Raw genomic sequence first — 25981 nt, forward strand, 5'->3', positions numbered from 1 at the left:
CACGGATGGGCATAATCGGACGATCGTTCATTTCTGACGGAGGCGGGTCGCATGAGCAGCATCGAGCAGGCCGGAGTGCAGCGGGCAGTCGCGGAGCGGTGGTACCGAGGCTGGCTCGACGCCTGGAACTCGCACGACCCCGAGCGCGTTCGTCCACTGATCACCGACGACTTCGCGTTGACCACTCCCACGTCGACGGTCATGGGCTGGGACGTCGCCGGCGTGGAGGCGACGCGCGACTACATGGCGTTCGTGGTCGGCGCCTACCCGGACCTCGTCTGGGAGCAGGTCGGTCCGGCGCTGTACGCGGACGACGCCCCGCGGGTGGCGTTCACCTGGCGCGGGACCGGCACCTTCAGCGGGCGGATGGACCCACCCGGGATCGACGGCACCGGCCGGCCGTTCGTGTTCACGGGCGTCGAGGTCTTCGACTTCCGCGGGGAGCAGGCGTGCGCGCTGGACGTTGCTTACGACCTGCAGGGCCTGATGCGACAGGTGCTGCCGAAGTCCGCCAAAGGCTGACCCCCCCGGCGGCTACGTAGGCTCTGCGACCGATGCCTGCTGCCGCACGAGCCCCGGCCGGGGCGGAGACGAAGGCGACCCGGACCCGGCGGCGGATCATCGCCGCCGCGGCGACGGAGTTTGCGGCGGGCGGCTACGAAGGCGCGAGCCTGCGCAACGTCGCTGCGGCCGCCGACCTCCAGCTGGGCAGCCTGTACTTCCACTTCGCCTCGAAGGACGAGCTGATCATCGAGGTGCTGCGCGACGCGATCGAGTTCGCGCTGGAGCGGCTGGATGAGGCACTGGCCGCCCTCGGCGACCAGGCCGGGCCCGCCGACCGTCTGTCGGCAGCGATCGACGCCCATCTCGGTGCGCTGCACGAGAGCCGCTCGCGGGGCACCGCGGTCGTCCGGATGCTCGACCCGCTGCCGGCGTCGATCCAGGACCGGAACGTGGTGCAGACACGCCGCTACGCCCGGTACTGGAGCCGGCTGCTCACGGAGGCCCAGCAGGCGGGGGTCGTCGCGTCCGATCTGGACATCCGCGTGACCCGGGACCTGCTGCTCGCGGCGATGAACGGGAGCGTCCTGTCGACGCGCTCCGGCCCGGTTTACGTCCGCGCCTGCGCGCAGAGTCTCAAGCGGATGCTGCTGACGCCGATGTAGAGCGGGTGCCGACGCGTGGGCTCGGTGTGTGACGTGCGACGGCGTCGCCGAACCGCTCCGCCCCGTCTGCTGCGCGAACTCAGCCCACCACGACGGTGTCGGACTTGCAGAGTCGCCGGTCACCCAGCCGCCGACAGACCGACAGATGCGAAGCCGGGCGCAGCGAGAAGATCGCGGGCCGTAACGTGGCCTGAACCACCTGCACGCCGTCACGGGGCTGCTTCGTGTAGGCAGAGGTCCACCGACCGCCGGCGACATAGCCCTGGGTGACGACGCCTGCGTCGAACGGACACGCGGTACCGCACTGGCTCCCATAGCCGTACCTCAAGCACCCGGATGACTTGAGCTTCAGCTGCATGTACGACGCATCGCCGAACTGGCCCCCCTGGACGCTGTAGACACACGAGCCGTAGATCGAGGGGTTCAGCAACGGTCAGCGATTCAAGACCGGTCCCACCTACATGGAGCGCGACGCTCCGTGCCGGTACGCGGCGTTCTACGAGCTCGAGGCGGAATCACTGGAGGTCGCGCTTGCGAACGCGAACGAGGGCATGGGTCGGTTCTTCATCTCCGACGCCGTGGACCTCGCGACCGCCCACGCGTACCCGTTGACACCGCTGGGCCCGCTCTTCAACAGCAGCGATGAGGCGCGCGCACACGCCGGCGGAGCCGCGGTCTGACCAGCCACGCGGCTGACCCGCCCGCCTTGCTGGTCATCGGGACCCGTGAGGAACTCGACTCGATGGTTGGCCGTGAGCTCGGCGTGAGCTCCTGGGCGGAGGTCTCCGCGGGCCTGCAGGCAGCGACCGACCCCGCCTTCGCGCCCCTCCTCCTCGGCCCCGTCCTCAAGGCCCAGGTGGTGCGCTTCGCGGGATGGCGGAGCTCGCTCAACTACGGGTACGAGGACCTCCGCTTCGGAGTTCCGGTACCGGTAGGAGGGCTGCTCCGCCTCCGCCTGCAGCTCGCGGCGCTTCACGACCGAGGGTCGTCGCTCGAGATCGTCCTTCGGCAGACGTTCGAAGCCGCAGGCGTAGCGGAGCCAGCCTGCACCGGCTGCTGGCGACTGCGGCTCGTTCCCTAGTACTCACGTCGGCCGGCGTCGTCTTCCCGGCCACGCGAGCGGCATCGATGCCCGATGAGGCCGACCTCGGTAGCTTGAGGCAGGCACATATGCCCGCTTTACTGACTTTTTGTCGACCGTGACCCGCCCTCCCGGCCGACCGGTTGCCGTGGACCTCGAGACATTGCTCGAGGCGGCGCTCCGGATCATCGACAGCGACGGAGTGAAGGCGCTGACGATGCGGCGTCTGGCGTCAACCGCCGGGGTGAGCACCATGGCGGTCTACCATCACGTCGCGAACAAGGACGAGCTGCTGCGTTTAGCGGCAGCGCATGTGATGCGGGGCATGCCTCCCCCACCGGCCGATGTGGGCTGGGTGAGCGTCCTGCGGAGCTTCTTCACTGAGCTTCACGACCGCTTCCTGCAACACCCGGGGGTCGTGCAGCTCCACGGGCGCGACACGTTCCTGAGTGAAGCGGTCTACGAGATCTGCGAGCCGGTGTTCGGTGCGATGCTGCGGGCCGGGTTTCAACCAGACGACGCGATGTCCATGTTCATGGGGTGCGCGAGCCTGACGGTGGGACACGCGCAGCTCGAGAGCGCCGGGGGCGAGCCCGATGACGCTCCCGTCGTGCTGGACAGAGATCGTTATCCGGCGCTGGCTCAGGTCGCAAAGCACCTGCCGAGCCGGGCGGCACGCGAGCGTTTCCTCACCTCGCTCGACAGACAGCTTGCGGCCTACCCCGCGAGTGACTCCGTGTCGCACTGAGGCCAGAGCGATTCGACCGTCATCCACGCTTGAGGTGTGATCCGGCGCCGGTCGATCACGTCTCCACAAGCTGAACCCGCGGTTTCAATAACACGGTACATTAAAGCGAGACAACGCCGAAAGGGGCCGACTCGTGTCCGAAGGACGCATCGCAGTTGTAGGGGCCGGCATCGCCGGCCTTGCCGCCGCACACGACCTCCACCAGGCCGGCTTCTCGCCGACGGTCTTCGAGTCCCGCGATCGGGTGGGCGGGCGTATCTGGACCGTCCGCAAGGGCGACTTCCTCATGGATCTGGGGACCGCGGTCTACCTCGGGACCTACAAGGACGCGATCGCGTTGATCCACGAGGTGGGGCTCGACGAGGAGTTCGTCGAGCGGGCCGCGACGGGCGCCATCCCGCGGGGCGGCAAGCTCCACTACCTCGACTACAGCCGGCCGCTGCGGACCGCGCTGGGGACCGGCGTGCTGTCGCCCCGGAGCAAACTCGTTGCCCTCAAGCTCGCCGGGACGCTCTTCCGGACGTGGCGGAGCCTGGGCTACGACACCTACGAGCGGCTCGCGGACATCGACACGGCGACCGTGCGCGAGTACTGCCGCGGCACGCTCAACGAGGAACTCCTGCAGTACCTCGGGCGGCCGCTGGTGAGCGGGACCTGGGTCGCCGACGACGAGGACACGTCGGTAGCGCTGATGCTGTGGACGATCCGCAACATGCTCGTGCCCAACGTCTACAACCTCACGACCGGCGTGGCCGCGCTGCCCGACGCACTGGCAGCGCCGCTCGACGTCCGATTGGGGCACGCGGTCACGAACGTCACCGATACCGGCACGCAGGTCGAGGTCAGCCATGGCGGCGGGACCGAGAGCTTCGACGCCTGCGTGATCGCGACCACCGCTGGACCGGCGCTGGAGCTGTTCCCGCAGATGGACGAGAATCACCGCGCGCTCTACGCGACGGCGCGCTATCGACGCCTGGGGTCGATCTGCCTCGGGCTCTCGCACCGGCCCAAGGACCCGGCCACCTACTTCCTGGTGCCGCCGGCGGAGGATCCGGACACCATCGCCGTGGTCGCCGACCACAACAAGTCCCCGGGGCGCGCCCCAGATCACAAGGGACTGCTCACCGTGCTGCTGTCGCACGAGTACCTCGAGCGGTCCGAGGACCTCGACGACGCGCAGGTCCTCGACCGCGCCATCCAAAGCGCCGAGCGGTATCACGGCCCGCTCGCCGACGCCGTCGAGGAGCACGCCGTCGTGCGGTGGCCCGAATCGGTGCCGACGATCGACCGGGGCCGCTTCAAGCTCATCGCCGAGTTCACCCGCCGCCGCGACCCGCACGCGCGAGTCCAGTTTGCGAGCGACCTGGACCGGATCCCCGGCCTCAACGGCGCCCTCGTCAGCGGACGCGAAGCCGCCCAGCGAGTGATCGCCGCCCACGCCAAGACCACGCCGACCCGACTGACGGCGACGCCGCTATGACTCGCGTCCGCCCCGTCCCCATGAACGCCGCGACCACGCTCGCCTTGACCCGATCGGCGATCGGCGCCAGCGCCTGGCTCATGCCGATCACCGCTGGGCGCCTGTTCGGCATCGACGCCTCCGGTGACGTCAGCGCCGCCCTGTACCTGCGCCTGGGCGGGACCCGTGACTTCGCCTTGGCGGCGGGTCCGTTGCTGACCGACGGTCCGGCCCGCGCGCGCATGGTGAAGGTCGCCGCCGCCTGCGACGTCGCCGACATCGCGGCGGCAATCGTCGCCCACCGGACGGGCAAGGCAACGACACTGAGCGCGACCCTGTTCGTCGGCGCCTCCCTCGGTTGCCTCGCGCTGGGAGCCAGGTCGCTGGCCAAGGCCTGAGATGGCCCGGCCCCGGGTCATCGTCGTCGGGGCCGGGGTGGCCGGCCTGACAGCTGCGTACCGCTTGCAGCAACAGGGGTGCGAGGTGACGGTGCTCGAGGCTGCGGCTCAGGTGGGCGGGAAGACTGCGAGCATCCGGAAAGACGGCTTCATCGTCAACACGGGGGCCACGGTCCTGGCGGGGTCGTACGACGCCATGTTCGACCTCGCGCGCGAGGTCGGTGTCGCGGATCGCCTCTTCACACCTCCGGCCGTGATCGGCGTGGTCCGCGACGGGACCGTCCACGAGCTCCGTGGCCAGGGTCTCGGAGCGATTGCGGACTTCCTCCGCACGCCGCTGCTGTCAGCGCGGAGCAAGTTGACCCTTGTCCGCGCGACGGCCGACATCCTAAGGGCCCGGACAAGGGTCGGTTACGACCGCCCGGATCTACGCGCGGAGCTCGACACCGAGACCGTCGCGGCCTACTGCGAGCGTCGCCTCAACGCCGAGATCCGCGACCACCTGTTCGACCCGGTGCTCGGCGGCATTTTCGTGGTCGAGGGGAAGAACCTGTCGATCGTGGACCTGTGGTTCACGCTCTGGAAGGTGCTTCTCGGAGGCCTGTGCGGATACCGGGGCGGGATGGACTTCTTCGCACGGGCCGTGGCCGCGGAACTCGACGTGCGCACCGACGCGCCGGTCGTTCGTGTGGTGCGCGACGGCGACGGTGCGCTGGTGCGCTGGGATGACGCCGACGGGCCGCACGAAGAACGTGTCGACGGTGTGGTGCTCGCCGTCGACGCCGTGCAGGCAACGCGGCTGTTCCCCGAGCTGAACCCGGCGCTCCAAGAGCTCATGCTCGAGGGTCTGGAGCAGGCGAACTTCGTCTCCCTGCGCCTTGGCCTGAGCCGGCGTCCGACGACGAGGTCGCTGCTGACGGTCGCCGGGTCCGGCGCTCTCGGCGGCATCGCGACGATCAGCTACGAGCACAATCTCTCCGCGGGCTGCGCCCCGGACGGTAAGGGCCTGCTGGGGATCCTCCTCTATCACGAGTGGGCCACCCCCCGACTCGGTCTGACCGACGGGGAGCTGCTCGACGCGGTCCTGCTGTCACTGGAGCGCGTGGAGCCCGGCATCGCGGACATCCTCGAGTTCGCCGAGATCACTCGCTGGACCCCTGCTGCGATCAAGGGCACGCACGGCACGCATCGAGTCATCGCTCGCGTCGACGGCCTGATCGATCCCGCGGATCGCGTGCAGCTTGCCGGCGACTACCTCGGGGTGGTCTCCGTGAACGGCAGCATCGTTTCCGGCAACGCCACGGCCCGGCGCCTGGGCGCGAGCCTCCGATAGGGCTGACCGCGGGCCCGCACCCCCGTTTCCAGCACGTCGCCGCCCCTCCGGGCCGCCCGCTCAGCGGAGAGCGGGCGCCGGCGGGTCGGGCACTGCTGCCCGGGATGCGGCGGCGGCCTTGGCCTCGTTGGCGCGAACGGCCTTCGCGGTCAGCGGCAGGGGGAGGAAACGCCGCGTGCGGGCCATGAGGGCCTGGTACTCCGGGCGCTGGCCCATGTAGTTGTCCTGGAAGGCACTGCCCAGGACTGAGGTGAGCATGATCGTGTTCACGAGCGGTCCGGCGACGGTCCACCACACATCGGTGGTGCCGTCCATGGCGACCAGCCAGACACCCCACCACACGGTGGTGGTCCCGAAGTAGTTGGGGTGGCGTGAGTGCTTCCAGACCCCGGTGTTCAGGTACCGCGGCCGCTGCTGCTGGGCGAGGAAGGCCTGCAGCTGACCGTCGGCGAGGCTCTCGAAGTACAGGCCGATGCCGAAGACGGCGATGCCGAGGAAGGCCAGCGGCCCGAGCGCTCCGTCGGCCTCGGCGCTGAGCAGGATGCCGGCGACGGCGGGCGCGCCGATCAGCACGATGATGACCGCCTGCGGCTCCATGACCTTGAAGAAGCTCTTCCACCAGTATCCGGGGGAGAGGTCGTCGACGAAGCGGATGTAGCGGGGGTCGCCGCCGTGGACGGGGACGTAGCGGCGCCAGCGGGCGGCGAGGTAGTAGCCCAGACGGCAGCCGTGCAGCAGCGCCATGACCAGCAGCACCGAAGCAGTCGCAGACTCCGGGCTGACGATCAGGTAGGCCAACACGGCCGGGATCGCGTACCCGAAGCCGTAGTAGGCGTCCATCATGGAGTGACTGGCCTGCGTGAGCCCGATCAGCCAGATGGCCGTGACCACGGCGAACGTGTAGCCGGCGATCAGGAGGAAGACATCCGTGGCGCTGTTCGGGTCGAGGCCGAGGTCGGAGACGAGGGTGGACATGGTCAGATGCTCCTGAGGCTCGGCACAGGGGCCGAGGTGGAAAGGGTGGCGGTGAGAAGCTGCTGGGCGGCCCGGCTGCCCCGACTGACCGGGGACTCCACGGAGCTGGCGCCGAAAAGATCGCCGGCGAGCACGACGCGGCTGCCGGCGCGCAGCGCCCAGGCGCGGTGCCAGGAGTCCGGCGTGACCAGGGTCACTCGGCGTACAGCGCAGCGACGAGCTCGGGGGCCTTGTAGTAGGCGTCGATTCGCGTGATGAGGCCATCGACGACCTCGTCCACCTCGACCACCGTGGTCTTGACCTCGCGGCCGGTCGCGCGCGACTTGAAGGTGGCGTCCATCCGCGCGGCGAAGCCCGACGGGGCGTCGTAGACGCTGATCGCGCCGACGTCGAGTTCCAGCCGGCTGGACATCTGCTGCAGCAGCGCCCCGAACCCGGCGTGGCCGTGGTGCTCGCCGCCATAGGGCAGCGCGGACGGTTCGATGACGACGACATCGGGATGCATGCAACCGAGGAGCTTCTCGATGTTGCCTTCGAGCATGCCCGCGACCATCGTCTCGGCGAGCTCGGTGTTCGTCATGGTGGTCATGCGCTTCTCCTTCGGGATGGGGATCGGGTAAGTGGTTCTTGTGGTGGGAGGTCCTTGCGCACGCGTTCGCGCTCGAGGCCCATGGTGCGATGGGCGTAGCGGATCGGAAGCTGCTTGATCAGCGCGGAACTGATGCGGTTCCACCACGTGTGCGTGTACACCACGGTGCCGTTGAGGCAGGCGTCCACGGTCTCCTCCGCGACGCGCCCGACGCCGGCGACCATGAACCGGGGAAGCCTGTTGGTCAGCCCACGCGCACCCGAGCTGTCAAGCAACTCCGACTCGGTGAACCCGGGAATGGTGGCGCTGAAGGTCACCCCGGTGCCGGCGTAGTCGACGGCGAGCGTCTGAGTGAGGCGCAGCATGAAGGCTTTCGTCGGCGAGTAGCAGCCGTGCAGCGGCAGCCCCGGGGTCAGCGCCGCGACGGAGCACACGCTGACAACATGGCCGCGCCCGCGTTCGACCATCCCGGGGACGAACAGGTGGATCAGACGGGCCGGGCTCACGGCCATGAGTTGGATGGTGTGGGCATGCGCCTCCCACGGCGACGCGTGGTACCAGGTCGGGTCGCCGTGGCCGGCGTTGTTGACGAGGACATCGATCTCGAGGCCCATGCCTGCGACGGCGTCGTGCAGCGCCGTCGCGCCGTCGGGGCTCGAGAGGTCGCTGGTCACGACGTCGACATCGACGCCGTGTGCAGCGCGCAACTCCGCCGCGAGCTCGTCGAGGCGCTGGCGGCGGCGGGCTGTCACTACCAACGCATAGCCGCGCGCGGCCAGGACGCGTGCGATCTCGCGGCCGATCCCGGAAGACGCGCCGGTTACCAGCGCGCGTCCTGCAACGCTCACCGCGCGCCCACCGTCGTGCGCCGACGCGTGTTCGCTGCCCGGCGGACGACGCGTGCCGCCGCCTTGTCGCCGCTGACGCAAGCCGCGTTGAGCCCGGCCACCGGGTCCAGGTCGCCGGCGAAGTGAACCGGGTCGCGGTCGTTGATCGACTGCTCGTACGCCGCGATACGCTTGAAGTAGCCGGTGGCGTTGACGGGGACGACCTGCGGCCAGCGGGCGACGTTGTGCTCCTCGATCTGGTCGCGCAGGTCTCCGTAGTAGGGCCGGATGAGCTCGAGCGCCTTGTCGATGAAGACCTGGTCGGGCTCGCCGTCGTGCTGCTGCGCCCAGGCGCTGCGACCGTCGATGGTGATCGTGATCAGGCCCTTGTGGTCGGGCGCGCGGCCGGGCGCCTTGACGTGGTCGGCGATGACGCCGATGAGCTCGTCGCTCTCGCACGGCGCGACCAGGACGTAGGCGGCGGGGATCTGCGGCCGGGTGGCCAGGCCAAGGCTGACGTTGACCAGCGCGCTGTAGGCGATGCCGTCGTAGAGCTTCCGCTGAACGGCTGACATCTGCGGGTACATCGCGACGGCCTGGTCTGCAGGTGTGGTGATGATGCATGCGCTGAAGCGCTCCGGGTCGCTGCCTTCGCACGTCACCACGGCCTCGTCGCCGTCTGCCGTGACGTTGGTGACGGTCTGCCCGAGGCGGACCTCGAGCCCCTCGAGCAGCTTCTGCGGCAGCCGAACGTTGCCGCCGCGGATGCCGTGCAGGCCGGGCGCGCCGACGTTCTTCAGTGTCCACAGCAGCAGGCCGACCGACGACTCGGCGGTGGACGACAGCCAGGTCCCACGCACCATCATGCCGGCCACGTACTCGTGGAGCTCGTCGTTGAGCTCCCGGGAGCAGTAGTCCGCGACCGACTCCGTGTCGAGGGCGGCGATGCCGGAAGAGTCGCCGTACCCCAGATGCTTCTGGTTGCGCAGCATGAAGATGCCGAGCTTGAGCGCCTTCAGCTTGCTGGCCGTGGAGATGTACTTCGTGCTGAGGATCCCGCGTAGGCCGTAGGGGATCTCGTGTAGCTGGCCGTTGCGCGGGAACGCCGCATTGGCGGTGGTGTGGCTGAGGTCGGCACCGAGCCCGATCTCCTTGATGAGCTCGACGGCGTGGCTGTAGGACGGCAGGAAGACACTGGCGCCGGGATCGAAGACGAAATCGCCCTTGCGGATCGAGTTGATCCGACCCCCGACGCGGTCCAGCCGCTCGAAGACCACCGGCTGCAGGCCGGCCTCGGCGGCCCGGTAGGCAGCCGTTGCCCCCGCGATGCCGGCGCCGACGATCGCGACGCGATCAGACACCGCTGATCCTCTCTGCGAACTCGCACGGGTCCTTGTAGAAGACGTTCACGTTGGAGATCAGGCCGTCGGTGAACCCGTAGACCTCGCACACCGGCATCTCGACCGACGCACCGCTGGCACGCGAGGTGAACTTGGCGTTGAAGATGGCGATCATCGTGTCGCCGGCGTCGTGCAGCCCGATTGGCGTGGCCTCGACCTCGACCGTCGCCCCGATCATCTCCATCAGGGCGCGGAAGCCGTCCTTCCCCTTCCACTCGCCGCCGTACGGCAGAGCCGGCGGCTCGTGGGCGAGGACGTCCGGATGAATGAACTCCAAGGCCGCGTCGACGTTGCCGCCGAGGAAGTTCTCGACGAATCCGTAGAACGCGCGCGCGTTCTCGGGTGCTACTTGACCGGTGCTCATGCGCAAATCTCCTTGGCGGTTGGTGGGGTAGCGACAACCGGACGCCCGAAGAAGCCAGCCACGGGGTTGTGACAGGCCTCGCCGCGCCCCGCGGCGGTGAGCGACGGGACGTGACGGTTCCGGTGTCGTCCGATCCGACCCGGATGAGGTGTGGCTCCCATGAGGTGATTGTCTGGCGAGCACCAGTGGCCAGACAATGCCCCGGCCCGCCGACACGTTGCCATTTCCCGCCACACGTATCCTTCGCACACATGCTGCTCGCACAGATCCCCCGCGGAACGGCGAGCGCTCGCATGCTGCTCGCGACGGCCTGCGAGCACGGCATGTCGGTCGCCGAATGCCTTGCCGATACGGGCCTGACGGCCGATCTGCTCGCAGATCCGGGTGCAGAGATCCTTGCCTCGCAGGAAGAGCAGATGATCCGGAACATCGTGACCCGTTTCGGCCAGGGCCCGGAGGTCGGCCTGGCTGCCGGCTCGAGCTACCGCCTGCCGACGTTCGGCATGTTCGGCCTGGCGATCATGAGCGCCCAGACGCCGCGCCAAACCATCGAGGTCTCCCTGCGCGTCCAAGACCTGAGCGCCACTCTCGCGCACGCGCGCCTGTCCGACTCCGCGGACTTCGGCTACATGACCCTCGACTCATCACACCTCACACCCACGATCCGCCCATTCGTGATCGACCATTGCTTGGCCGCGATCTGGGTCCCGTTCGTCAGCCTCGACGGCGTTCCGCGAACCGCGACGATCGAGCTGACCCGTAGGCGCCCGGCCGACACCACGCCGTATCGCCGGATGTTCGGGCGTGAGCCGCTGTTCGATCAGCCGGCCGATCGCATCGGCTTCTGCCACGACTTCCTCGACCAGCGCCGCCCACAGGTCGATCCGCTCGCGCTGCGCCAGTGCGAGGAGCAGTGCCGCGCGCTGATCGAGCGCCGCCGCGCGCGAATCGGGATAGCGGGCCTCGTCCGCGAGCAACTCGTTCGCTCGTTTCATGTCTGGCCGTCGATGGGCGACGTGGCCGCCGCACTGACCGTGTCTGAGCGAACGCTGACCCGGCGGCTCGCCGCCGAGGGCACGTCCTTTCGGAGGATCGAGGCCACCGCCCGCCGCAATCGCGCGGAAGCCCTTCTGCGTCAGCCGTCGCAGACGATCGAGCAGGTGGCTGACGCTCTTGGCTACGCGACCTGCTCGGCCTTCGTGCGCGCGTTCCGGCGATGGCACGGCGTACCGCCCGGAGCCTGGCGACACGCGGATTGTCTCGCCTCGGCTGCGTCAGGTGAGGCGGCTGAGCTTCAACTGGTGCGCGGAACGCCGTCCACCGGGCACGGCTCGCTCGAGGGGACCTGACCTGACCCTGTCCTCGTGGCGTGTCCCCGTCCCGTGGGTGCGCGGGACCGGACGATGGCGCCGTGAGCGCAGGAGAAGTCTCGCCAGTCCGCGCCAGGTCTCGTCGGATCAACCGGTGTTCAGCCTCGGTGCGCCGTGTTGCGATCAAGGATGAAGTCCGCGGCCCGCTCGCCGATCATGTAGCACGGGGCATTCGTGTTCCCGCCAGTGATCGACGGCATGATCGACGCATCCGCCACTCGTAGGCCGTCGATGCCGCGGACCTTGAGGTCGGGACCGACCACGGCGCGCTCGTCAACCCCCATGCGGCAGCTACCGACCGCATGCATGACCGACACTGAGCGCCGGCGGATCGCGTCCGTCATATCCGAACCCTTCGGCACCGCTGCTCCGGGATAGATCTCCTCCTTGACGCCGCCGCCGAACGCAGCACCGGCCATGATCTCGCGGATCATCTCGGTGCCCTCCGCCAGCACCTTGACGTCGTCCGGCTCGTTCAGATACCCGTAGTCGATCAGTGGGGCCGCCGTCGGATCGGCGGAGGCGAGGCGGATCGTGCCGCGGCTCTTGGGGTAGATCAGGGTGGAGAAGACGCTGAGCGCGGGGCGGGGATCCGGCCGCTGCTTTCCGTGATCGCCCGCGCCGGGGTCCGGATAGGCCCACGGCAGGGCGTGGAGCTGGATGTCGGGTACGTCGGTCGCGAGCGAGCTGCGCACGAAGCCAATGGACTCGAAGATCGAGTGGTTCAGAAACGTGTCTGCGCCTCTGGCGTTCTTCGCCAGCCCCTTGACGAAATAGGCCGGGGTGGAGCGCATCTGTACGCCGGGCACGTGGAACGCCAGCGGATGGAAGAGGTGGTCGTGCAGGTTGTCGCCGACCGGCAGGTCGGCGATGCACGTGATGCCGTGGTCGGCGAGGTGGGCGCTCGGACCTATCCCAGAGAGCATCAGCAGCTGCGGGCTGTTCACGAAGCCACCGGCGACGATGACCTCCCGATGGGCGCGAATCGTCCGTCGCCCGCCGCCCTTTTTGCGGCGGTCCAGGACCTCGACGCCGGTCGCACGGCCCCCCTCGATGAGGATCTTGGTCGCGAGCGTCTCGGTCTGGACCTCCAGGAAGCGGGGGGCGAGATCGTGGACGTAGCCGCGGGTCGCGGAGTACCGAAGGCCGTCTTTGATGTTCTCCTGCAAGCGGGCAACCCCCTCCTGCTCCGCCGCGTTGTAGTCGTCGAGCACCTTGACGCCGAGCACCTCCGAAGTCGCGTCGATGAACCGCTGGGTGGCGTCCTGGATGACCTTTGGACGGGTGACCTTGATCGGGCCACCGGCGCCGCGGTACGCGCTCTCGCCGTCCTCGAAGTCCTCCAACCGCTTGAACGCCGGCTGGACGTCATCGGCCGACCATCCAGCGTTGCCCTCTGCGGCCCACGAGTCGAAGTTCGCGCGGTTGCCGCGGACGAAGATCATGCCGTTGACCGAGCCCGAGCCCCCCATCACCCGGCCGCGCGTCGCGAGCATTTCGCGACCGGCCATACCCGCTTGGGGCACCGTCTTGTATCCCCAGTCGAAGTGGCGCTCGATGCGCTCCTCGAAATGCATCGGAGCGATCATCCCGGGCTTCCTGGTGAAGAAGCCGTGGATGCCCTTGTCGTCGGACTTGCCCGCCTCGAGCATGATCACGCTGTGGCCAGCCTGTGCGAGACGGCCGGCGACGACGGCGCCAGAGCTTCCAGAACCGACCACCACGTAGTCGGCTGCATTGCTGTACGTCAGGCCCTTGGCCATGTCCGGTCTCCTTATGTTGCATGGTCCGCGGCGGACTACGGAGGACCTTAGTACACGTTCGTTCACTTTTGGGCATCGCCTACGCTTAACGATCATTCACCACAGACCCAGATCGTGGCTAAACTCCGCCAATGCCCGAGGCACAGGTTCCGCGCGGCGTAGCCTCCGGGCGCGCCTCGATCTTCTACGAGGGCCTTGCCGCTCTCGAGTACCGACAGCTCGTGGTCGACCCGATCTTCGCTGGTGAAGGCGTCATGCCCGGAACGGGTCGGCCGGTGCTCGTCATCCCGGGCTTCCTGGCGCCCGATGTCGCAGTCCTGACCATGGTGCGGTGGCTCCGGAGCGCGGGGTATCACGCCGCTTACCCCAAGGCCGGACCGAACATCATGTGCGGAGAGGTTGCGATCGGCCGCATGGAGTCAAGGCTCGAAGAACTCGTCAAACGGCAGGGTCAGCGCGCCGTGGTCATCGGGCACAGTCGGGGGGGACAGCTCGCACGCGTGCTGTCGGTTCGCCGGCCCGACTTGATCCAGGCATCGATCAAGCTCGGCACACCGGGTCTGATCGACCGCCGAGACACGCATCCGGCGGTCCGTCTGTGCATGCACGCCTTGACTGGACTCCAGCGGCTGGGGATCCCGGGCATCTTCGGCGAGTCGTGTTTCACCGGTGCGTGCTGCGATCGATTCCGCGCGGACCTGCACAAGGCGATGCCACCTGCCGTCGAGCTCACGTGCGTGATCGGACGTCGCGACGGCCTCGTCGACCGCCAGGCCTGCGTCGACCCTGCGGCCTCGCACGTCGTGCAGGTCGACGCGTCGCACATCGGGACGATCGTCAACCCGGCCAGCTATCGCGCCATCGCCGCGGTCCTCGGCAAGCTCGACAGCGCGCATACGCCGCCCGCACGTCGAGCCGCTTGACGCCGCCGGCGGCGAGCGGTCCCGGCACCCCCGCGGGCAGTCAGCCCAGAGCGAGCACCTCAGCAAGGCTCTCGCGCATGCTCGCCCAGAGCAGCTCACTGTCCTCGAACGTCTCCCCATCGGCGTTCATCGCGACGCAGCAGACGCCCACGTGTGTCGCCATTGCCCCGGTCAGGACCGTGCCGGGCAACGGCGCGAAGACGTACATCCGCTCGGTCTTGGCCCCGGCCACGTAGCGCTCCTCGGCAATGCCGGGCCAGCTACTCGTCGTGAGGACCGAGCGCGCGTTCATGCTGCCCAGCAGCGCCGTCGCGAGTGGCGAGGGCGTCCGGTTCAGGGCCGGCGTCAAGTGACCGAGGAAGTCCAGCGCGGGCTCGGAGCGGACGATGTCCACGCGGCGATGCATCTCGCGGATGCGCTCGGCAGGGTCCGCGACACCGGACGGCGCGGCGAAGAACGCTCCGGCGAACTTGTTGCCGCCGGTCGCGTTCTCGGGTGTGCGCATCGCGACCGGTAGCGAGATCGGGACATCGCCCAGGTCTTCGCCGAACGCCGCGCAGTAGCGGCGGAGGCCGCCGAGCAAGACCGCGACGAACGTGTCGTTGAGCGATCCCCCGGCGGCTCGGCCGGCGGACTTGAGGTCGGCGACCGCGCACTCCAGGGTGCCGAAGCGCCACAGACGACGGCTCCCGCCTTGGAGCACCTTCGATGAGTTCGCTGCCGGCGGCGTCAGCACGCGGCGCAGCGAATCGGCGTAGCGCAAGCTGTCACGTGGATGCGTGAGGCTGCGCTGGACACCGCCGGCGAGACCGGCGACGAGTCGAGGCGCGGCTTGCAGCTGACGTGATACCTCGTCGCGGGTCACCTTGACCTGCCCGACCGGCTCGGCGTGAGTCCGACCGACGGCCGGCTTGTGCATCGGCTCCCGGGCGGGGTTGAGTACGCGCGACAACAAGTGCGTGAAGGCCATGCCGTCCATGAGGACGTGCTGCACCTGCAGAAGCAGCGCGGAACGCCCGCCCTCGAGCCCCTCGACCAGCGTGGTCACCCACGGTGGACGCGAGCGGTCAAGCGGCACGAGCGCGACCGACTGGCAGTAGTCCAGGAACTGGCGCTCCGTCGCCGGGCCGCCGAGCGCCACGCGGCGCAGGTGGAAGTCGAGGTCGAAGGACTCATCTGGGACCCAGGTCGGTGTCCCGACGGGAACGAGCGGGTCGACGACCCGGTCGCGCCAGCGGGGCACCATGTCGACGAACCACGCGTGAGCCTCGCGCAGACGGTCCCAATCTGGCGGCCGGTCGAGCATCTGAACGACAAGGCCCGTCCACGAGCTCTCGGGATGTCGCTCCGTCCGCCACATGAGCGCGTCGAGCTCCCCGAGCTTCGGATCCCGCCCCCATTGCTCGAGCTCTTTGAACATCTCGTTCTCTTGGGACACGTCCCCACCCACTCCGTCGGCAGCGCAAGGGGCCGTCGTTCGCGGCCCGTGAGGGCACGGTACCACAGTCGATTAACGCTCGTTTACATTAACTCATGCGCTGATCGGCCGCTTGCGACTCGCGATCAATCCGAGTGCCTGGAGATCCCAGGTGCCCTCCGTGACGCCGCGATCCCGGAGAACATGCTTCATCACGCGGTTCACCGCGTTCACCGGTAGCTCCTCCAGCACCTCGACATATCGCGGGAGCGCATAGCTCGGGACGTTCTCCTGGAAGAACGCTGCCACATCCGCGGGACTCAGGTCCGCACCGGCGACGAGCACGAGGCACGCTTTGATGTCGTCTTCGCTCAGGTCCGACGGCACAGCGTGGACGGCGACGTCGGCGATGCTCGAGTGGGTCCGGATGCCGGCCTCGAGCTGGAGACTCGAGACGTTCTCACCGCGACGGCGGAGCGCATCCTTGCGGCGGTCGACGAAGCCGATCTCGCCGCTGGGCAGCACCCGCCCGAAGTCACCCGAGTGGTACCAGAGGTGCTCGAACGCACCGACGGTTGCCTGCGGCTGCTTCCAGTACCCATCGAACATCGCGTGTGGCTCCCGGGGCCGCAGGCAGATCTCGCCGATCTGACCGTCCGCGACCCGCTGCCCGTCGTCGTCCAGCAGCGCCACTTCGAGATCCGGAGCGGGCCGACCGCATCCCGCGTTGTCCCGCTGGTCGGTCTTTGGGGTCAGGCAGATCGGCATGCACTCGGTCTGACCGAAGACGCTCACCCACGGCTCGATGCCGAACCGCTCCTGGAACCTCTGCTGGTCGACCGGCGACATCGGCGCGATCATGGCCGTGTGGACCCGGTGGGCGCGGTCGAGTGGGCCTGGTGCAGTCGCTAGGAGCGCGATCCCCATGGCGCCGACGGCGAACACGATCGACGCGTCGGTCTCGACCAGCCGCTGCAAGTATCCGCTGGCAGTGAACCGCGCCTCGAAGTGGACCGGGATGCCCACGATCAGCGCGGAGGTCAGGATCACCATGCGTCCGCCACCATGAAACAGCGGCATGGCGGTGAACAGCGAATCCTCCGCGCCGATTTCCAGCGCTTCGATGTGGCGGCTCGCCGAACGCGCGTAATAGGCGTGACTCAGGACGCAGCCCTTCGGCAGGCCCGTCGTCCCCGACGTGTAGACGATCGACATCGTGTCGCTCGCAGCGATCTCGACCTCCGGCGGCACTCCGCCCGACGGTGTCACCGCCCGGTACTCGAGCAGCTCGGGACCGCTCCACTCACCGCCGTCAAGCGGATCGATGGCCACCACCGCACGAACGCCGGCGAGGTCCTCGAGCAGCGGCTCTGCGGAAGCGATACCTGCCGCGTCGGCAACGAGGATGTCGGCCTCCGACTGCGCGAGCTGATGGTGCAGGAACATGCCCTTCAGGGCGGCATTGAGGGGCACCTGCACAGCCCCGAGCCGGGCGAGACCGAAGAACAGCTCGAGCATCTCGGGCCGGTTGGGGATCAATAGCGCGACGCGATCGCCCTTCGAAACGCCGAGCGCGGCGAACCCCGCCGCGACCTCATCGGCTCGGCGATGCATCTCGGCGAAGGTGTACCCCACACCGGCTGCGTGGCAGAACCGCGCATCGGGTCTCGTTGAGGCCTGCTCCGCGAGCATCGCCCCGATGGCGTGCGTTGGGGCGAGCTTTGGTGCTGGCGGCGCGGGCGTCATGGCAGTCCTTGATCGATCTCAGTCTTCGTTAACGATCACTAACCTTACCAGTGCCGGCCTCCTCACCGCAACCGCTGCCGGAGGCACCGATTGGGCTGCCGCCGTCCCGGGTCTCGCAAGAGCCACCACGTGCGTGTCTCGCGGTGCTCGCCCACCCGGATAAGATCGCCCAGATGCCGAGACCCGCAGCGGGCGAGACCCCCACCTACGAGAAGATCCTCGAAGTCGCCGCAGAGCTGTTTTATACGCGCGGGTTCAACGCCGTCGGGGTCGACCAGATCGGCGCCGGGGCGGGCATCAGCGGGCCTGCTATCTACCGGCACTTCGCCGGCAAGGACGAGATCCTCGCAACACTGTTCGAACACGCGATCGACGACGTACTCGTCGAGACCGCCAGCGAGTTCGACGATCCCCACGAAGCGCTCGAGCATCACGTACGGGCACATGCGACATACGCCATGCGAGACCGGCGCATGGCCGCGATCCTGATCCACGAAGGCAGGTCCCTGGCAGACCCGTACCGCCGCCGCCTGGACCGTCGGCAGGCAGACTACGTTGCGGGATTCGCTGCGAAGGTTGAAGCGTGCTACCCGGACGCGAAATCGCGAAGCCTTCCGGCCACGTGGGCAGCGGTCGCGACGCTGAACTCGATCGCGATCACCCCGCACTCTGTCGACCAGCAGGACGTCATGGAACTCCTCGTCCTCTTCGTGATCGAGGGCTTCAAGGTGTTGGTGCCAACCGGAGGGCGCGCTCCAGCCAAAAAGCGCGCTCGCTCAGCCGGATAGGAACGCGGCCCCCGAGCATGCTGTTGGCCTCAGTCCATGCCCAGCGGACCGACTTTCGAGCTGCTGACGAACTGCGCGACGAACTCGTTGCTCGAGTTGAAGATCACCTCGGCCGGCCCCGACTCGACGACGCCGCCCTGCCATAGGACTGCCGCGTAGTCGGCGACCCGGCGCGCGAGCGGCATGTTGTGCGTCACCACGATCATCGTGCCGCCGAGCTCAGCATGGCGCTCTCGCAGCAGGTCGGCCAAGAGCGCCGTACGGACCGGGTCAAGGCCGGAATCGGGCTCGTCGCAGATGACGATGCCCGGATCGAGCACGAGCGCGCGGGCCAGGCCGGCCCGCTTCTTCATCCCGCCCGAGAGCTGAGATGGAAACCGCCGGCCGGCATCGCTCAGGCCGACGGCCGCGAGGTGCTCCGACACGACATCGTGGACCTCGGAGTCGTTGAGATCGGTGTGCTGCCGCAAGGGGAACGCGACGTTCTCGAACACGTCCATCGAAGAGAACAAGGCGCCGTCCTGGAACATGACGCCGATGTCAGTTCGGAGCTTCAAGACCTCGGAGCGGCTCATGCGCGACAGGGCCCGGCCCCGAACCAACACCTCGCCCTGGTCGGGGCGCACGATCCCGGTGATGTGCTGGATGAGCACGCTCTTTCCGGTACCGGACGGCCCGAGGACGACCGCGAGCGAGCCTTCGGGGATGGCCAGGTCCATGCCCCGGAGGATGTGAGAGCGACCGAACCACTTGTGCACTCCGCGGATCTCGACCGCCAGCGTATCGGCGACGCCTCCGGTCAGCGAGTCGACCTCCGACATCTGCGAGCTCATCCGCCGTGGACCGCGAGGAGGTGCCTCAGCACCGGGTCGACCGCCAGGTAGAGGCGAACGGGACCGCGAAACGTGATCGCTCCGCTAAAGGCCTCGTTCGGGACGTTGAGGCGGCCGCTGCGGTACGCCTCGGCCTGCTCTGGCGTCAGGTCGAGAGCAACCTGACCGGGCTCGTCGTCGCCGGTGACGGCCGGCGGGTGACGATCGAGCAGGAGAGTCGCGCCCGCCCCGGGCTTCCCGATGACCCGGATCGCCACGCTTGTGCCAGTACGCCCGAGGCGTTCGAGCTGCGCCTCGTCGGCATCCCGGAGAATGCCGTCCAGATGCTCACGGAGGGTGCTCACCTTCCGACCAGGCGCAGCCCGACTCACCCCGTGGTCGATGGGCGCGACGGCCTGCGCAGGCACACCTTCTCGTGAAACGCTCGTCATACGCGACAGTCCTCTCCCGTAGAATCGCGACGAGCCTACCAGAACAGTGAACGGTCGTTGACTTTGCTCCGCAAGTCGACTGCGTCCCGCACCCGCAGTGGCGTTATCAATCGTTAACCGCGCTACGCTTCCTAAGTGGATGTCGACGTTACCCGCTTCGCGCAACTCCCCGCGATGCTGGAGCGCCTCCAGCAACGCGACACCGTCGCCGGCATGTTCGCTGAGGCCTCGGAGCTCGCTCGGATCGCCTGTGACTTCGACCGATGCCTCGTGCTGCGTGTCGAATCCGATCTCCTGATCGCTGACTCATGCGGAGCACTGAAGCATCGACCGAGTGATCGTCTCCGTCGTGAGCTGATGCAGGCGCCTCGCGGGATATCGCCGCGGACCCTGGAGGCACGATGGTTGACCGAGGGTTTGGGCGGGCAGCCGGCCGAGCGTCCTCTGCCGAGCAGCCTCGAGCGTCCCGAACTCGCCCTGGGCTACGTCAGCGTGGGCGCTATCGCACCCGACGGGAAGCTCGTCGCGGTGCTCGCGGGCACGCGGTCCGATCGCCCGATCGACGTATTGACGCAGGCGATGACGGCCGGGATCGCCGCGATGGTCGGCGTCGCTCTGGCTCGCCTCGTCCTGTCTGCCCGCTTGGTCGAGGTCCGCGGGACGCTCCGGCACCTGTCCATGTCGGCCGACACCCTCATCACCGAGGTTCTCCGTTCGTCTATCCAGGTCCCCATCGAAGGCGCCTCGGGCCCACGCTTTCCGGTGGAAGAGGCGTCGTCACGACCGAGCAACCGGGCGCGCGAGATCCTCACCGATCGGGAGATCGAGGTGGCCTCGCTACTTGTCGATGGTCGCTCTGACCGCGAGATCGCCGCACGCTTGGTGATCTCCGTGAACACCGTCAAGGATCATGTGGCGCGCCTGCGCGGCAAACTCGGCGCGTCGAATCGCGTCGAAGCGGCCTCGAAGTACCTGAGGTTGATCGTCGACGACGCCGGCCGCTGAGGGCCGGCGCCGCCGCGAGCGACGAGGTCAGCAGTCCGCCTCGACGCGTGTGAACTTGTACCCCTGGTTCGCAAGATCCTCTTCCGTCTGCGGGCGCTTGTCCGACAGGCGGTTGCGCCCGATCTGCCCGGGCTGCGGGTAGGGATCCACCTCGAGGCCGTAGCTCTTCGTGAGGAGACCGCTGTAGAGCACTGCGGCGGCCGCCTTGCTGAGCTCGGGCGGCAACCCGGAGATCGCGTTCTCGCCGGTTGTCAACGACACGCGAGCCAGGTGCCCGAGCGCGTCGTACGAATTGGTCGAGGACTGCATGTTGTTCAGTGCGCTGCCGACGTCATTCGCATACGGCGCGACGTAGCGCAGCATCGGGTTGAGCTGACAGAGCGTTGACTTGACCCTCGGGAGCGCCTTCGTCGCCGGCCCCGTCAGCGCGCGCAGGCGCGTCAACACACCGGTCAGTGGCCCGGACGCGGCGCCGAGCTGCTTGACGACCCCCCGGCCCTCAGCGGCAGCCCGGCGGAGGCTCGTGACAGCCGGTCGCACGTCCGCGACCGCGCGGGCGAGGTTCGCCACCGTGGGGGTGGCGGTTCGACTGAGCGTGCGGAGCGTTCCCGACGTCGACCTCACCTGCTGCAGGGTGGACGGCAGCACGCCGATGAGCTGTCGCAGCGAGTCATCGCGCCGTGCGACGGCCACCATCGCGGTCCTGCCGTCGGAGGCCGTCTGGCGAATGGCCGCCTGGCGCTCGCCCACCGCAGCACTGATGCTCCCGAGCCGCGCCACCAGGCTCTTGACGTTGATCTGATTGCGGGAGGCGATGTCCGCGAAGACGGCGGCGTTGCCGAGCGTGTCGCTCGCACCGCCGATGAGGTCGTTGAGATCCTGGCCACGTCCACCGACCGCACCGCCGAGTCCCTGGATCAGGTCGCGGGCACGCTCGCGGGTCGGTCCGCGCAGCGTGTCGAGGACGTCATCGATGTCGACGTAGCTGTCGGGCTGCGTCATCGGAAGCGTCGACCCGCTCGCCATGGTCGACGGGCTCGTTCCGACCCGCAGATCGACGTAGCTCTCCCCGACCGGAGTGCGCTGCCGGAGTGCCACCACCGAGTCCTTCGGTATCGGTGTGATGCCGTTGTCCACGCGCAGGGTCACGATCGCTCCGAGCCCCCGTCGCTCGATGCTCTGGATGCGGCCGGCATGTGCCCCGGCGGCGAACACACGTGCTCCGACCGAGAGGTTCGCCACCTCGGGCATGACGGCCTTGACCTCATACGAGTTCCGCTGCGGGAGCGAGCCGCTCATGGCGAGTACCACCACGGCGTAACCGACCGCCACGGCGGTGAACGCGAAGAAGACGATGCGCCGCTGAATCCACTGGCCTCGGCGTTTCATCCGTTGTCCTCCTCCGTGATAGGGCGTCCGCCGACAGACTTGCCGGGTGCGCACGTTGAGACGACCTGCTCGAACGGACTCTTGACCACTCCCGTGCTCCCGAGGCCGACGACCAGCTGACCGCGGGGTGATGGAGCGCGCACATCGCCGAACTTCGTGAACGACGCGTTCCATTGGAAGAACCGCTGGATCGGTATCTCGCAGCGGGCGGCGACATCAGTGAACTTGTCGATGTCGGCAACCTGCGGGCGAAGTCCGCGAACCGACGTCGCAAGGCTGTTGGAGACAGGACGCAGTGCCCTACTCAAGGGGACGAGCCGCTTGACGGGATCGCGCAGGGCCGTGACCGCTGGATCGGCTGCGTCGGCCAGCGCACGCACGTCGTCCAGCGCGTCCGGCAAGTGCCCCGCGACGGGCGTCAGCCGCGTCACCGCGGTGTCCACGTCTCCAAGGACCCCTCGCACCGCCGCGAAGCTGCTGTCTGCTGCCGCGATCGTGGGAGGCAGCTCGTCGAGCGTCGCGGCGAGGTCGCCGGAGCTGTCCTTCAGGGCTCCGAGCGCCGAGCTTCCCTGCTCGACGAGGGTCGACAGCGCCCCCTGTTGGTCGGCGAGTTCGCCCGTGAGCACGCTCGTGTTGCGCACGAGCCGGCGGACCAAGGGACGTCGCGCGTCCAGCTGGTCGGAGATCCGGCCGACCGTCCGTAACGTCGGCGCAAGTTCCGCGAGGGCTGACCGCAGCCGTGCACCGCGGTCGTCCAGGCCGTTGCCCAACTGGTCGAGCAGCGTTCCCAGCCGTGTACGTGCTGACGCGCGGAAGACGCTGAGGACGTCGTTGATGGACACTCCCGTCGTCGTCTGCGAAACCGGCACGGGAGATTTGGTGCTCGCCTCGCCGGCGTCCTCGCTGCCCCGGTCGGTGACGTTCAGGTACATGTCCTGAAGCGCAGTGTTCGGTCGCAGCTCGGCGGTGGCGTTCCGGTAGATCGGCCCGACGTCGGAGCGGAGCTTCACGGTGAGGACCGGGCGGCCGTCCTCCCGCTCGACCTTGGTGATGTCACCGACCGCGACGCCGCGGAACCGCACCTCGTTCTGGCCCGCGACGACGCCTGTCACATCCTTGACCTCGAAGCGCACCTCGCGGCTACCGGACAACAGGGTCTCGCTCAGTTGCGACGCGATGTACGCCGACATCGCGATGGTCGCGACGGCGCCGACGAGGATCACGATGCCGGGCCTGAGCGATCGCTTCAGCTCGAGGCTCAATCGTGCCCGCGTGATTCCTTCGGTCAGGCGACTGCGGACGTTCATCATGGCCGTCCCTCCTTGGCCCGGGTCTTCCGTGAGGCAGGCGGGTTGAACAACTGGCCGAGGACGTCGTCGACCGACTCGCACTGCAGCTGCTGGGCCGGGCTGAAATCAGGGTTGTTGGGAAACGCCTGGCACGGCAGGTAGGCGCTGCCGCTGCCGCTGGTGAGCGGAAAGCGAACGAAATGCCCGTTGATGTCCTTCTGCCCCGCGATGCCGGCGAGGCCGGCGAGCGCGGCGCCCGTCATGACGGTTGTGGAGATGCCGGTTTCCGGCCACTTCCGTGCGAAGGCGGGGATGATCGTCCGGTCAACACGCGAGACACTCGGAGTGAGACCGTCGAGGAGGGGCTTGCCGGACTGCGCCAGCAGCGCCACCGATCGCACCGCCGGACGAAGGTCCCGCAGGAGCGGGCGTGCGTCCATGAGCAGCGTGTCGGCCTTGAGGGCGACCGTCCGAACGCGGGACAGCGTCGGCTGCAGTTGACCGACACTTCGCTCGAGTCTGTCGACGAGGGGGTCGACGACCCCAAGGGTGGTGCGGAGCCGGTCCAGCGTCACGTTGGTGTCAACCAACGTCGACGGCGCACGGCGGAGCGTGGTTCGGATCGCGGCCTCGCGGCTTGCCGTCGTGCTGAGGGTGGAAGCAGCCCCTTCGATGAGCGCGCGTAGCCGGGAGGGATCCGCGCCGAGGGCGTCGACCGTGCGGGAAGTGTTGTCCACGAGCGCCCGCAGATCGGCACCGCCCCTGCGCTCTCCGCGCAGCGACCGAAACGCTCGGCCGGTCTGTGGCGCGACGTCGGCGAGGGCGTCGAACGCAGCGCTTGGGACCGCCGGGTCGCTCAGGGCCGCCGCGACCTCGCCGGGTAGGCGCTTGAGACCGGCTCGGGCACCCCCTTGGAGGACTGACGTGATGTCGTCGAGCTCGACCTGCGTCGTTGTCCGCGAGGGGGGAATCGCAGCGTCGCCCAGCTCACCTGCACTCGGGTGGCCAGGTATCAGCGCGACGTAGAACGCCGAGCCCAAGACTGTCCGCCAGCGGAGCGCCGCCCGCGCGTCGCCGTAGAGCTCGTCCGCTGAGGAGTCGAGCTTCAACGTCACCCGCGCGCTCTTGCCGTCTGCTTGAGCGTCGATTGACTTGACGGCCCCGACCTTGACGCCGTCGATTCGCACCGGAGCCCCCGGGATGACCTGAGCGGCGCTCCGGAAGTTCACGACAACTTCGCGACCATCCCCTCCGAGGATCTTGCCGGGGGCGCCGGTGAAGATGGCGATGATCAGCCCGAGGCTGAGGACGATGGTCGCAAGCCCGATAAGCCGTTGCCGTCCGAGCGCAGGTGCCTGCATCAGCGGTTCCTTGCCTTCGTCGTCGGGACGAGGTTGAGGTGGGTGGTCGACGGATAGGAGCAGGGCGCTGCGTAGGGGTCCTTGTAGGTCAGGCCGCTCGATTGGTCGGACGTCCCGAGGAGTTCGGCGGGGCTCGGCGGAATCAAGAGGAGACGGAACGCAGCCGCCGGTCCAGCCGGCCCCGACCCGGTTCCGCCCCAGCTCGTCATGCTGCGCCAGCCGGTCGTCCAGGACTTCAGGTCACACCCGTAGCGGCCAAGCGTCACGACGGTCGGGATCGCGCTGTCCAAGCCCGCTCGGAGCGGCGTGAGCACGGGCTTGAGGGCGCCAGTGGTCTTCAGCACCTCGGGCACGGTGGGGTCAACGGCGCGAAGAAGCATGCCCGCCGGGCCCAGTGAAGCAGGCGCCTCCTTGAGCAGCGCTCGCGCTTGACGGAGACCGGCGGGGGCCCCGGCGAGCGTCTTCTCGGCGGACACGCTCAGGGCTCTCAGCGCCGCGAGCAGCGGGCGTCCCTCTCGTGTCGCCGCGCCCAAAGCGACCAGACTCGAAGGGGCGTCGGTCAGGGTCCGCTGCAGCGGTTCGCGCCGATCGATGAACGGCTGAAGCGCGCGATCGGTGGGGGCCAGAAGCGCGGCCAGCTCGTTACGGCTGGCGTCGAGGGCGTCGACGCCGCTTCGCAGCGACGGAACGAGTGCTCGGTTCGCCGCCGGCGCCGTGAGCTGCGTGTCGAGGAACGCGATGGCACCGGGAATCTCACGTGCGACGTCCTCCACGGTCTGATTGACCTGGGTTCCGCGGCCGAGTAGTCCTTGCCCTAGCCCGCCGACGGCCACGGCGAGCGCACCGCGCGTCTCCTTGTCGAAGGTGTCCAGCGCATCGGGGACGCCGAACGTCAGCGCGTCGTCCCCGGCGCGCAGCGTCCCTCCCCCTGACACGTCGTCGCTCGCCTTCCCCGGTGACAGATCGATGAAGCGCGCACCCAGCAGACCGTTGGCGCGCACCGCGACCTTGGTGTCGCTGGGAATCGCCAGCCCAGGCTCGAGCTGAAGCGAGACGACGACGCGCCCGGCGTCATCGACGTCGGTGGTCTCGACCTGCCCGACGCGGACTCCACGGATCCGGACCCCGTCGTGCTTCTTGATGTTCCCCGCGTCCTTGAACGAGACGTCGACGTGGCCGTAGCCTCTCCCGGGGACGCCGTTGAACAGCGACATCGCCAGGTAGAGCGCGGCGATGAGCGCGGCGCCGACCAGCAGACCGCGGATGGCAACGCGGGTGGGCGCCTCGGTGTCGGTCCGACGGTGGTGACGCGATGCTCTGCGCATC

General features: G+C 68.5%; 27 protein-coding genes. 12 read left to right on the forward strand and 15 right to left on the reverse strand.

Annotated elements, in window-relative coordinates:
• Positions 1-51: 51 nt before the first annotated feature.
• Together DSM112329_RS21030 and DSM112329_RS21035 are read left to right on the forward strand one after the other, a co-directional pair.
• Positions 52-522, forward strand: coding sequence for a nuclear transport factor 2 family protein (locus tag DSM112329_RS21030; protein WP_354698518.1), 471 nt, complete (start codon positions 52-54; stop codon positions 520-522).
• A 32-nt stretch (positions 523-554) separates the two neighbouring features.
• Positions 555-1166 (forward strand): TetR family transcriptional regulator, encoded by a 612-nt coding sequence (locus DSM112329_RS21035; protein WP_354698519.1) that lies wholly within the window; start codon positions 555-557, stop codon positions 1164-1166.
• Positions 1167-1245: 79 nt separating this feature from the next.
• Here DSM112329_RS21035 and DSM112329_RS21040 read toward each other — a convergent pair whose 3' ends face one another.
• Positions 1246-1596, reverse strand: coding sequence for a hypothetical protein (locus DSM112329_RS21040; RefSeq protein ID WP_354698520.1), 351 nt, complete (start codon positions 1594-1596; stop codon positions 1246-1248).
• A gap of 31 nt (positions 1597-1627) precedes the next feature.
• On the opposite strand from DSM112329_RS21040, the gene DSM112329_RS21045 reads away from it, so the two are divergent.
• From DSM112329_RS21045 to DSM112329_RS21070, 6 genes are all read left to right on the forward strand, one after another.
• Positions 1628-1846 carry a hypothetical protein gene (locus tag DSM112329_RS21045; protein WP_354698521.1) on the forward strand — a complete coding sequence of 73 codons (219 nt, stop codon included), beginning with the start codon at positions 1628-1630 and terminating at the stop codon, positions 1844-1846.
• Between the two features lie 62 nt (positions 1847-1908).
• Positions 1909-2247, forward strand: a complete 339-nt coding sequence (locus DSM112329_RS21050; RefSeq protein WP_354698522.1) for a hypothetical protein — start codon at positions 1909-1911, stop codon at positions 2245-2247.
• Positions 2248-2395: 148 nt separating this feature from the next.
• Positions 2396-2995 carry a helix-turn-helix domain-containing protein gene (locus DSM112329_RS21055; protein ID WP_354698523.1) on the forward strand — a complete coding sequence of 200 codons (600 nt, stop codon included), beginning with the start codon at positions 2396-2398 and terminating at the stop codon, positions 2993-2995.
• A 133-nt stretch (positions 2996-3128) separates the two neighbouring features.
• Positions 3129-4475: an FAD-dependent oxidoreductase gene (locus DSM112329_RS21060; protein WP_354698524.1), complete on the forward strand. Its 1347-nt coding sequence runs from the start codon at positions 3129-3131 to the stop codon at positions 4473-4475.
• Positions 4476-4495: 20 nt separating this feature from the next.
• On the forward strand, positions 4496-4852 hold the full coding sequence (locus DSM112329_RS21065) for a hypothetical protein (protein ID WP_354698525.1): 357 nt from the start codon (positions 4496-4498) through the stop codon (positions 4850-4852).
• 1 nt (position 4853) lies between these two features.
• Complete coding sequence (locus DSM112329_RS21070) at positions 4854-6185, forward strand: NAD(P)/FAD-dependent oxidoreductase (protein WP_354698526.1); 1332 nt, start codon at positions 4854-4856, stop codon at positions 6183-6185.
• A 60-nt stretch (positions 6186-6245) separates the two neighbouring features.
• Here DSM112329_RS21070 and DSM112329_RS21075 read toward each other — a convergent pair whose 3' ends face one another.
• From DSM112329_RS21075 to DSM112329_RS21095, 5 genes are all read right to left on the reverse strand, one after another.
• Positions 6246-7160 carry a DUF1295 domain-containing protein gene (locus tag DSM112329_RS21075; RefSeq protein WP_354698527.1) on the reverse strand — a complete coding sequence of 305 codons (915 nt, stop codon included), beginning with the start codon at positions 7158-7160 and terminating at the stop codon, positions 6246-6248.
• Positions 7161-7353: 193 nt separating this feature from the next.
• Complete coding sequence (locus DSM112329_RS21080; RefSeq protein WP_354698528.1) at positions 7354-7749, reverse strand: nuclear transport factor 2 family protein; 396 nt, start codon at positions 7747-7749, stop codon at positions 7354-7356.
• Positions 7746-8597, reverse strand: coding sequence for an SDR family NAD(P)-dependent oxidoreductase (locus tag DSM112329_RS21085; RefSeq protein WP_354698529.1), 852 nt, complete (start codon positions 8595-8597; stop codon positions 7746-7748). The genes DSM112329_RS21080 and DSM112329_RS21085 overlap by 4 nt, the downstream gene beginning before the upstream one ends.
• Entirely contained in the window at positions 8594-9937 is a 1344-nt protein-coding gene (locus DSM112329_RS21090) for an NAD(P)/FAD-dependent oxidoreductase (RefSeq protein ID WP_354698530.1), read from the reverse strand. The genes DSM112329_RS21085 and DSM112329_RS21090 overlap by 4 nt, the downstream gene beginning before the upstream one ends.
• Complete coding sequence (locus DSM112329_RS21095; protein ID WP_354698531.1) at positions 9930-10340, reverse strand: nuclear transport factor 2 family protein; 411 nt, start codon at positions 10338-10340, stop codon at positions 9930-9932. The genes DSM112329_RS21090 and DSM112329_RS21095 overlap by 8 nt, the downstream gene beginning before the upstream one ends.
• Before the next feature lie 251 nt (positions 10341-10591).
• On the opposite strand from DSM112329_RS21095, the gene DSM112329_RS21100 reads away from it, so the two are divergent.
• On the forward strand, positions 10592-11689 hold the full coding sequence (locus DSM112329_RS21100; protein WP_354698532.1) for an AraC family transcriptional regulator: 1098 nt from the start codon (positions 10592-10594) through the stop codon (positions 11687-11689).
• 119 nt (positions 11690-11808) lie between these two features.
• On the opposite strand, the gene DSM112329_RS21105 is transcribed toward DSM112329_RS21100, so the two are convergent.
• The gene (locus tag DSM112329_RS21105; RefSeq protein ID WP_354698533.1) at positions 11809-13473 is read right to left on the reverse strand and encodes a GMC family oxidoreductase N-terminal domain-containing protein; all 1665 of its coding nucleotides are present in this window, start codon (positions 13471-13473) and stop codon (positions 11809-11811) included.
• Positions 13474-13604: 131 nt separating this feature from the next.
• On the opposite strand from DSM112329_RS21105, the gene DSM112329_RS21110 reads away from it, so the two are divergent.
• The gene (locus DSM112329_RS21110; protein WP_354698534.1) at positions 13605-14396 is read left to right on the forward strand and encodes a hypothetical protein; all 792 of its coding nucleotides are present in this window, start codon (positions 13605-13607) and stop codon (positions 14394-14396) included.
• A gap of 40 nt (positions 14397-14436) precedes the next feature.
• Here DSM112329_RS21110 and DSM112329_RS21115 read toward each other — a convergent pair whose 3' ends face one another.
• Entirely contained in the window at positions 14437-15816 is a 1380-nt protein-coding gene (locus DSM112329_RS21115) for a wax ester/triacylglycerol synthase domain-containing protein (RefSeq protein WP_354702513.1), read from the reverse strand.
• A gap of 111 nt (positions 15817-15927) precedes the next feature.
• Positions 15928-17559: an AMP-binding protein gene (locus DSM112329_RS21120; protein ID WP_354698535.1), complete on the reverse strand. Its 1632-nt coding sequence runs from the start codon at positions 17557-17559 to the stop codon at positions 15928-15930.
• Positions 17560-17732: 173 nt separating this feature from the next.
• Between DSM112329_RS21120 and DSM112329_RS21125 the strand changes: the two genes are divergently transcribed.
• Positions 17733-18347 (forward strand): TetR/AcrR family transcriptional regulator, encoded by a 615-nt coding sequence (locus DSM112329_RS21125; RefSeq protein ID WP_354698536.1) that lies wholly within the window; start codon positions 17733-17735, stop codon positions 18345-18347.
• A 29-nt stretch (positions 18348-18376) separates the two neighbouring features.
• On the opposite strand, the gene DSM112329_RS21130 is transcribed toward DSM112329_RS21125, so the two are convergent.
• The gene (locus tag DSM112329_RS21130; RefSeq protein WP_354698537.1) at positions 18377-19180 is read right to left on the reverse strand and encodes an ATP-binding cassette domain-containing protein; all 804 of its coding nucleotides are present in this window, start codon (positions 19178-19180) and stop codon (positions 18377-18379) included.
• Entirely contained in the window at positions 19177-19524 is a 348-nt protein-coding gene (locus DSM112329_RS21135) for a hypothetical protein (protein WP_354698538.1), read from the reverse strand. The genes DSM112329_RS21130 and DSM112329_RS21135 overlap by 4 nt, the downstream gene beginning before the upstream one ends.
• Positions 19525-19746: 222 nt before the next feature.
• Here DSM112329_RS21135 and DSM112329_RS21140 point away from each other — a divergent pair, with 222 nt between their 5' ends.
• Positions 19747-20616, forward strand: a complete 870-nt coding sequence (locus tag DSM112329_RS21140) for a LuxR C-terminal-related transcriptional regulator (RefSeq protein WP_354698539.1) — start codon at positions 19747-19749, stop codon at positions 20614-20616.
• Between the two features lie 27 nt (positions 20617-20643).
• Here DSM112329_RS21140 and DSM112329_RS21145 read toward each other — a convergent pair whose 3' ends face one another.
• The 4 genes from DSM112329_RS21145 to DSM112329_RS21160 are packed head-to-tail and all read right to left on the reverse strand — an operon-like array spanning position 20644 to position 25980.
• Positions 20644-22005 carry an MlaD family protein gene (locus tag DSM112329_RS21145; RefSeq protein WP_354698540.1) on the reverse strand — a complete coding sequence of 454 codons (1362 nt, stop codon included), beginning with the start codon at positions 22003-22005 and terminating at the stop codon, positions 20644-20646.
• Positions 22002-23315 (reverse strand): MlaD family protein, encoded by a 1314-nt coding sequence (locus tag DSM112329_RS21150; protein WP_354698541.1) that lies wholly within the window; start codon positions 23313-23315, stop codon positions 22002-22004. The genes DSM112329_RS21145 and DSM112329_RS21150 overlap by 4 nt, the downstream gene beginning before the upstream one ends.
• The gene (locus tag DSM112329_RS21155) at positions 23312-24655 is read right to left on the reverse strand and encodes an MlaD family protein (protein ID WP_354698542.1); all 1344 of its coding nucleotides are present in this window, start codon (positions 24653-24655) and stop codon (positions 23312-23314) included. The genes DSM112329_RS21150 and DSM112329_RS21155 overlap by 4 nt, the downstream gene beginning before the upstream one ends.
• The gene (locus DSM112329_RS21160; protein WP_354698543.1) at positions 24655-25980 is read right to left on the reverse strand and encodes an MlaD family protein; all 1326 of its coding nucleotides are present in this window, start codon (positions 25978-25980) and stop codon (positions 24655-24657) included. Before DSM112329_RS21160 ends, DSM112329_RS21155 begins: the two co-directional genes overlap by 1 nt.
• Between the last annotated feature and the right edge of the window lies 1 nt (position 25981).

Source organism: Paraconexibacter sp. AEG42_29 (assembly GCF_040581415.1).
Classification (GTDB): domain Bacteria; phylum Actinomycetota; class Thermoleophilia; order Solirubrobacterales; family Solirubrobacteraceae; genus Paraconexibacter.